Annotated in this window: 6 protein-coding genes; 2 read left to right on the top strand and 4 right to left on the bottom strand. The window is 52.7% G+C overall.

The features are described from left to right. A partial coding sequence (locus tag RMSM_RS38010) for an MBL fold metallo-hydrolase (protein WP_201766988.1) occupies window positions 1-192 on the bottom strand: 192 nt, incomplete at its 3' end. 161 nt (window positions 193-353) lie between these two features. Further along, window positions 354-2,153, bottom strand: a complete 1,800-nt coding sequence (pepF, locus tag RMSM_RS01785; RefSeq protein ID WP_008690663.1) for an oligoendopeptidase F — start codon at window positions 2,151-2,153, stop codon at window positions 354-356. A gap of 293 nt (window positions 2,154-2,446) precedes the next feature. On the opposite strand from pepF, the gene RMSM_RS01780 reads away from it, so the two are divergent. After that, complete coding sequence (locus tag RMSM_RS01780; RefSeq protein ID WP_236621962.1) at window positions 2,447-3,406, top strand: hypothetical protein; 960 nt, start codon at window positions 2,447-2,449, stop codon at window positions 3,404-3,406. Between the two features lie 16 nt (window positions 3,407-3,422). On the opposite strand, the gene RMSM_RS01775 is transcribed toward RMSM_RS01780, so the two are convergent. Next, on the bottom strand, window positions 3,423-3,788 hold the full coding sequence (locus RMSM_RS01775) for a hypothetical protein (protein WP_008690659.1): 366 nt from the start codon (window positions 3,786-3,788) through the stop codon (window positions 3,423-3,425). Window positions 3,789-4,125: 337 nt separating this feature from the next. Here RMSM_RS01775 and RMSM_RS01770 point away from each other — a divergent pair, with 337 nt between their 5' ends. Then, complete coding sequence (locus tag RMSM_RS01770; RefSeq protein WP_008690657.1) at window positions 4,126-6,489, top strand: POTRA domain-containing protein; 2,364 nt, start codon at window positions 4,126-4,128, stop codon at window positions 6,487-6,489. A 228-nt stretch (window positions 6,490-6,717) separates the two neighbouring features. Here the strand turns inward: RMSM_RS01770 and RMSM_RS01765 are convergent, their stop codons facing one another. Next, window positions 6,718-7,716 carry a M28 family peptidase gene (locus RMSM_RS01765; RefSeq protein WP_008690655.1) on the bottom strand — a complete coding sequence of 333 codons (999 nt, stop codon included), beginning with the start codon at window positions 7,714-7,716 and terminating at the stop codon, window positions 6,718-6,720. Window positions 7,717-7,859: the final 143 nt, after the last annotated feature.

Here is a 7,859-nt window from a genome sequence, read left to right as displayed (position 1 = left end):
CATGAACTCCAACAAGTCACAGGTCGCATCAGTGGCGAAAATTTTGCCTCGAAAACCAGCTCGCACCAATTTCGGCAACAACCCTGAATGGTCGATATGAGCATGGGTTAAAAACAAAAATTCGATCTTCGCCGCATCAAACGGAAACGGCTTGTAGTTCAAACTCTGCGTTGTTTTCGTTCCCTGAAACAACCCGCAATCGCCAAAAACTGCTTGCCTTCGCTTTCGACTAGCGAACACGATCCGGTCACCGTGCCTGCAGCGCCACAAAACGTCAAATTGGCCATTACACGAGTCCACTGAGTTAGAAAGCGAAGGAGTTGAAAAGCAAGCGGCCGATGGCTCTGTCAAACTTAAATCAATTGATCAAGTTCTTCGGTCAAGGTTCGGAAACGCTCGAGCGTGGTCGCGACCGGTTCGGGCTGGGTCATATCGACGCCGGCGTCTCGCAGCAAGTCGAGCGGATCTTTGCTGCAGCCGCCCGATAAAAAGCGTAGGTAATCGTCAAGTTCTTGCTTGCCGCCCTCGAGCACGCGACGCGAAAGTGCCACTGCGGCGCTTAACCCCGTAGCGTACTTATAAACGTAGAAGGCTCGGTAAAAGTGAGGAATCCGGAAACATTCGCGTTCCAGTTCTTCGTCGATGACAAAGTCAGGTCCGAAGTAGGCGACCAACAATTCACGATAGATTTCGCGGAACGTCGCCACGGTCAACGGCTTACCCGCCTCGGCCATTTCGTGAGTGATTTTTTCGAACTCGGCGAACATTGTTTGACGCACCACGGTCGCTCGGATGCCGTCCAATTCGTTGTTGATCAAGTAGGCGCGTTCGTTGTCATCGGCTGCATTCTTTAGCAGGTAATCCGTCAACAATTGCTCATTAAACGTACTGGCGACTTCGGCGACAAAGATCGTGTAGTTGTAGTATTCAAACGGTTGGCTGCGAGCCGAATACCAACTGTGCATCGAGTGGCCGGCTTCGTGTGTCAATGTAAACACATCGTTAAGCACTTCCTCTTTGAAATTCATCAAGATATAAGGATCGCCGTCAAACGTACCGCACGAAAATGCACCGCTTTGCTTGCCACGGTTGGGATAGCGATCCGACCAACGTCCACGGAGCCCTGCTTCGAGGACTCCGACGTATTCGCTGCCCAGCGGGGCCAGCGACTCGAGGATCACGTTCACCGCTTGATCCCAGGTATGGTGTTTTTTGACACCGCTTAAGATCGGCACATAGGTGTCGTAATGATGGATCTGGTCGATCCCCATTTTGCGGCGACGTACATCGAGATAGTGATGCACGTTGGGCAACGATTCGCGTACGGCACCGATTAGATTGTCGTAAACATCCACAGGCACGTTGTCAGGGAACAGAGCCGCTTGCAGGCTGCTGTCGTAGTTTTTGGCACGTGCGTAATAGACGTCGCGTTGGATGCTGCCGCCAAGCGTGGCCGCAAGCGTGTTTTCGTGGCTCGAAAATTGTTCGTAATACTGGTGAAACGCTTTGCGTCGCACTTTTCGATCGGGGCTGATTAACATTTGGCCAAACGTCGCATGCGAAAGCTCGACTTTGCGCCCCTCGTGATCTTCGATTTCACCAAATCGCAAATCGGCATCATTCAATTGCCGAAACGCGTTGCCAGCGGCCGATGCCATTTCGCCCTGCATCGCCAGCAATCGCTCTTCGTTATCGGTTAACGTGTGCGGCCGGTACCGTAGCAAGCGTTCGAGTTGTAGGCGAAACGGAGCCAATTTTTCATCCGCCGCCAATTCGCTCATCCGTGTTTCGTCGATCGACAACAACTCGGGCCGCATAAAACTTGCTGCCTGTCCGGCGCGAACGGCCAAGTTTTGGAAACGCAGCTTCATCGCTTGCGAATCACTGTTGCCTTGATCTTCAGTCGTTCTCAAAAAGGCATAGGTGCCCACACGTTCGGCAAGCCGATCAAATTGGCTGTCAAACGTCAACGCTTCAGCAAGCACATCGGCTGACTCACCCAACCGCCCTCGATAGGTTTCGTAGGTGGCGATTTGATCGTCAAGCTTCTTGTATTCCGCTTCCCAAGAAGCGTCGTCCTGACAAAGACTCGAAAGATCCCAGCAGTCACTGGGGTTGACTTGATCACGAGCGGGAAGAGTAGCGGTGGTCATCGAAAATTTCGTCCTTGGCGGCAAGAGAAACGCGTAGCGTTAATAAATCAAAGGGGGTGCGGAGTCTCCTGACAACCCGCGGCGATATTGTAACGCATCCCTCTCGGCTCGAATGCCCCGCACCTACGGGACAAAATTCCCACCCCTTTCGCAGTTGATCTTCGAACACATTGAGATTCGGAGATGTTAAGCTGGGACGATCGCCCCCCCAATGCGGCTGAACCATCCCCAAAGCCTAAAAAACTAATCCAATCGCCATGTTGACAGTCAAATGCACTCAATGCCAAGCCGGAATGAAACTGCAGAAAGCTCCCGCTGGCGGAAAAGTAAAATGCCCGCGTTGTGGTGCGATTGTTCCTGTTCGCCAACCGGCGGCCACCAAGCCCGCTGCCGCTGCTGCTGGATCGCTGACCCCCGATGACGACGACTTTGATTTCGGCCAAATCAATTTCCCTAGCGCCGCGCCGGCTTCCTCTGTTTCCAGCTTTCCCGTCAATGCCGCGGCGACGGCTTACCAGGGTCCGATCCCCGGTGATCCACTGGCAAATCAAGAGCCCGCGTCCGACGATGCAGCGGCCACGGCGGTTGCCCATCCGGCGGCTGAGAATACCGCAGGCAAAGGCAAAGCATTGCCCGTAAAAATCATTGCCGGAGTCGTTTCGGGATTGATTGCATTTGTAGTGATGTTTTTTGTCGTATCGATGATGTTTGGCGGAGGCGGTGGCGATTCCACTGCGAACGCCGTGAACGCAGGAGCGGATTTAAGCAAAAACGTTCCGGCAGGTTACGAGGTCGTGGAGTTCGAGGGCTGTGCCGTCTACATGCCTGAGGGCAGTGTCTATCGCGAGATGCCGCCGGGTGCGATGGAGTCCAAAGTCATTGAAAGTGCAAAGACCGGATCGATCTTTTTCTTTGGTGCGATGTACAACGGCAAAATGGAACTCGACAAGGATCAGATGCGGAAAAAGGCGACGCGGTTTGTCGCCGGAGACGTGCTAGGCGGATCGCCCACCCAGCGCAACGGCTACCAAGGAATCAAAGGTCGCGTGTCGGTCTCGGCGATGCTGCCGGACATGACGATCGAAGCCTACTTGGTCGACGAACGCTACATCTTGATCGGCAGCCAACCTGCCAGCATGGGCGCCGATGTCGAAACGCAAATGTCGATCGACCGTGCCGCCGAAAACGAAGAGCAAAAGATCTTCTTTGACTCACTCACCGTGGGCGCGAAATCCGGCGGCCTGTTTTTCTAACGCCCCAGCAAGCGACCTACGTCTTTTCGTCTTGTCCAAAAACCTGTCTGCGAATCTCGGGCTTCTTTTTCGATTGATATCTCAGCGTGCGAAACGCATCGACAGCGGCCAACACCATAATCACCAACAACGCCACCATCACACTCATCCAACACCCGATCCAAATTCGCCCAGGCCCCGCAAACGCCGCGACGATGACCAGGACTCCGCAAAACGCAAACAGCAGGTGAACCCAACGCCGCGAACGCATTCGCGATGCAAAATAATGCTGGTCCAACGCCCCTTGGGGCGACTCGTTTGCCCACCCACGATGCTCGTTCCAGTGCAACCAGATGGCAAAGGCGAGGAGTGTAATTCCAATGACAAGACTGCCGGCAAACATAAGACGAGATTTTCCTTGGATTTGGCTATCGATCGTTAAAGCGGAACGCCAAGCGAATCAGCCCAATTAAGCTACGGTTTGAACAGACGGGATCGTTCCAACAGCATACCGCAGTTTATCACCAAGAACGATGACTATTTTCGCCCCGCCAATGTCTCCATTGTCGGGCTATGACAATCGCTAGAATAAATTGCGGAATTTCCCGATTCAATCGAAGAAGAAACAGCAATTGTGTCGCAGTGTCGACGGCAACAAAGTCGCCGGTGGTGATGGTGTCGAACGTTGGACGGGATGACGCCGAGTAATGGCAATAAAACACTACTACGGAGATACAAAAGTGACGAACTGGATTCGTATCGGCCCCTCCCTGATCGTGATTGCGGTCGCATTACACTGCTGCATCCCCGCGACAGCATCAGCACAGACCTATCCGATTGCCAAGCGAATCGAAATGGTTGGCAATCGCAGCTTCTCTAAACACCAACTTCTAGCGAAATTGAATGCTCATCCTCAATTCTTGATCGCCAGTCACGCCTATGGCGACTCATCCAAATTGGCGGACGTGATTGAACAACTGTTGGTCAAAGGATATCGAAACAAAGGATTTGACAAAGTGATCGTGAAGTGCGAGGAAGTCGCCTCGGACGACGGTGCTTCGCCATCGCGATGGGAAATCAGGATCAACGAAAGCAAGAGGATTTTGTGTGGTGATGTCCACATCCTGTCGGCGAAGCAAATCGACCCTCAAACTCTGGTGCATCGTTTGACGCAACCGTATGCCGATAGCAATACATTCCCCAATTTCGTTCGGACCAACAGCATCGTGGTCACGCACTGGGTCAATGAGCAAGGCAAAGAATCCAAGTTGAAGGAAGCTGTCTGGAAAATCGGCGACGAAGTCCGATTTGATTCTGAGCTTGATTTACGAAAACAAGTGATCCAAGCCATTGCCGACCTCGGCTTTTCACAATCCGACGTGCTGGTCCGCTTTGATGTGGATCGCACACAGCAAACGGCAACACTCATCGTCGAAATTCTTGACGAAGGAGCGATGCACCGAATCAATGAGATAAGAATCCAAGGCAATTCGATCAATACGAATGAGCAGATTCTCAACTATTTGAGCATGGCCACCGGTGACATCGTGAACCACAATCGGCTGCAACAAATGACTAAGCGACTGTGGGAAAGCGGGCGTTTTAAAAAGCAACAATTTCGTTTTGACAAACCAACACAAACGCTTTCACTCGAAGTCGAAGAGTGCAACGAATTGCCGCCGATCGACGAACCGACCAACCAAACCGCAACGGTTCTGATGAAAGCCAGCCATTGGTTATCGGGGGTCGCAGCACGTGGCGATGACATCGAAACGTTTAACGATTGGGGCGACAGCAAACTGTTAGTCATCGAATCGAGTGATGGATTGTTTGTTGAGTTGAAATCATCCTTCGATACGTCAATCAACGACCGATCCGAGACGATGTCATTGTTGATCGACCGGGACATGTTTGTGCTGAACCATTCAAGACTACCTGAATGTTTGCGAATCCGCTTGAGTTCGATGGATGGACAGATTCAATTCAGCAAAGAACATTTTGCCGACCCGGAAAAGGACAAATTTCTGAAGGGAACGTTTACGCTGTCAGCCAACACACGCCGCGACAAAAATGAGGGACCGCTCAAGTTCAACTTCCGAAGCAGTCCAGTCAATTGGCTCCCTCTGGCATACAGAGAATCAGTCGACCGTCAATTCATTGGCGGTGAATTGATCCTAACCCACGAAAAAGAAAGCATTCACATCGATGTCGAGTCTGGGAAAGTGAATCAATGGACGACCGCCAATGGAATGCTTCGCTTCGCTCCAGGATTGTTTCATGCTGCACGGTCGACCTATATTCAAGAGCTGCCCGAAGCAATCCATCGCGGTGACAATTCGGCAAATGCGGTAACCGCAACGATCGGCTACTTGATCAGCGATCCGGTTGTCCAAACGATGAATCGGGAGCGTCACGAAGCGATGCCGATGGTCGAACGGCAAGCCATTTCGGCAATTCGCAAACTTGTCAATGGCGGCCTGCTGTATGGATTTGACGAAGCCTTGACCTGGATGGACAACGACAGACGTGAGGAAACGTTCCACATCCACATGGATGCCCCCGAGGACCTCGCTTCCGAAGCGATCGTTTGGAACTTGGCAGCTCGACTCACGCTACAGCATGTCGACAAAGTTTTCAAAGAGGGAACTTGGCCTTCGATCATCATCAAGGAATCCTGTCTACACGTATTAGAGGCTTCGAAATACGGGCCCAAAGTAATGCAGGATCTTGTAAGCGACCAACGAAATGGCCCACTTTGCATGGCTGCCATGACGTTGGCGATGAAACACTTCAATTCCGATTCGTTTAGACAAGTTGCGAACATCGGACTGCAACGACTGACACGCGAGGCATTTTGTCGTGATTACGACTCGTTGACCGCCGTCGTTGGCGACGAATTCCTGGTTCGATTGCGGAGCGGTGTTGCGACATTGACCGAAGCGGAAATTGAAAGCCTCGCCAACACTCTACAGCATCCTGGCGTTGGCGATGTCTTGCGACGAATTCAACAAACATCGATCAAAGCGGGGGAAAGCGAAAGCGAATTTTGGTATCGAGTGGCCCACGATCCATTGGCCGCATGGCTGCGGCAGAATGCAAGCTAGCGTTAGACGCTCTCTAGTTGCGCGCGGTACTCTGGTTCCTAGGCTCCTACCTGGAAACCCACAGCCGTGTAGTCGACCGCCTGCCGAATGGGAGATGACGAGGCGGGAGCCTCGAAAGCAGTGCGTTGCCAAGCAGAGCTTGGCAACGACATTTTCATCGCGGACGAAACTGAATCGTTGTGGCACTCAACGGTTAAAGTCGGCAGTGCGAGTTCCAATCGTTTTCGGTTATCGGCTGGTGGTCGATTGCGACAACAGCCATTGATGCACGACCCACACGACGGCGGCGAGCGATTCCCCGCTACAGTTTTCCGGAACATCGTTTTCGGTGTGCCAGTATGACTTCACTCCATATCCAGGTCGCGGATAGTCAAAGTCGATGATGTCGATCGTGGGGACCTTTGCGATCTTGTTAAGAGGCAAATGATCGTCTTCGAGCGTGTGCCGGCTGCGTGAGACAAAGGCACGCACCCCGAGCCGGTCCGCCATATCCCACACGCTACGAGCCAAGCTGCGTGCGTACTTCAAGCTGTTGTTTTCGTAATAGATCTTCAGCTCTTTGTCACCGACCATGTCGAGCAGGATTCCTGCCCTGTACGGTTGGGGCGGTGGCGAGGCAGCGTATTTTTCAGCGAAAAAGGTCGAACCGAGAAAGTAATCGTCTCGGCCCTGTTCGAAGACAAATTCTTCGCCATCAAACAACACGATATCGACGCCGATATCGGCCGGCAATTGATCGAACTGATTGGCCATTTCCATCAACGCGGCTGTTCCGCTGGCACCATCGTTGGCGCCGACAAAAACCCCCTTCGGATTGTCTTCGTCACGATCCGGGAACGGACGCGTGTCGTAGTGGGCACACAGCAGAAAACGCTTGGGTTGGTCCGCATTCCAGCTGGCAATGAGATTCCCCAACGAAACGTTTTCGCCTGTTTCCGGGTGCCGAATTTCGAAAGTTTGCATCGAAACCTCGCCGCCGGCTTCACGGAAAAACCGAGTCAGCATTTCCTGCTGCTTCTGCATCCCGGCCGACCCCGAGGGCCGCGGCCCAATCTCGCAAAGTTCCACCAAGTAGCCGAACGCGCGATTCGCATCATATTGAGCCGGAATCGGCCGCGCCGATGGACTTTCGGTCCCGCCGGATCCTCGATCAAACCACCCCAATCCCATCCCAACGATGAGCAACACGATGACCAATCCCAGCACGATAATGATGCCAAACAGCATCGATCGCAATAAAGCATCCGAGGAGGGGGGGGCTGCGACTTTTCCGTCTCCTGTTCCTGTATTTCTGGCTGAACTCACTTCGCGAGGATCCTGTGATGAAGTTTTTGTGTGCAGAGTCGATGATACCTCACCCCAGTGATTGA

The sequence above is a fragment of the Rhodopirellula maiorica SM1 genome (genome assembly GCF_000346295.1).
GTDB lineage: Bacteria > Planctomycetota > Planctomycetia > Pirellulales > Pirellulaceae > Novipirellula > Novipirellula maiorica.
This window is presented reverse-complemented; position numbering and strand designations above follow the sequence as displayed.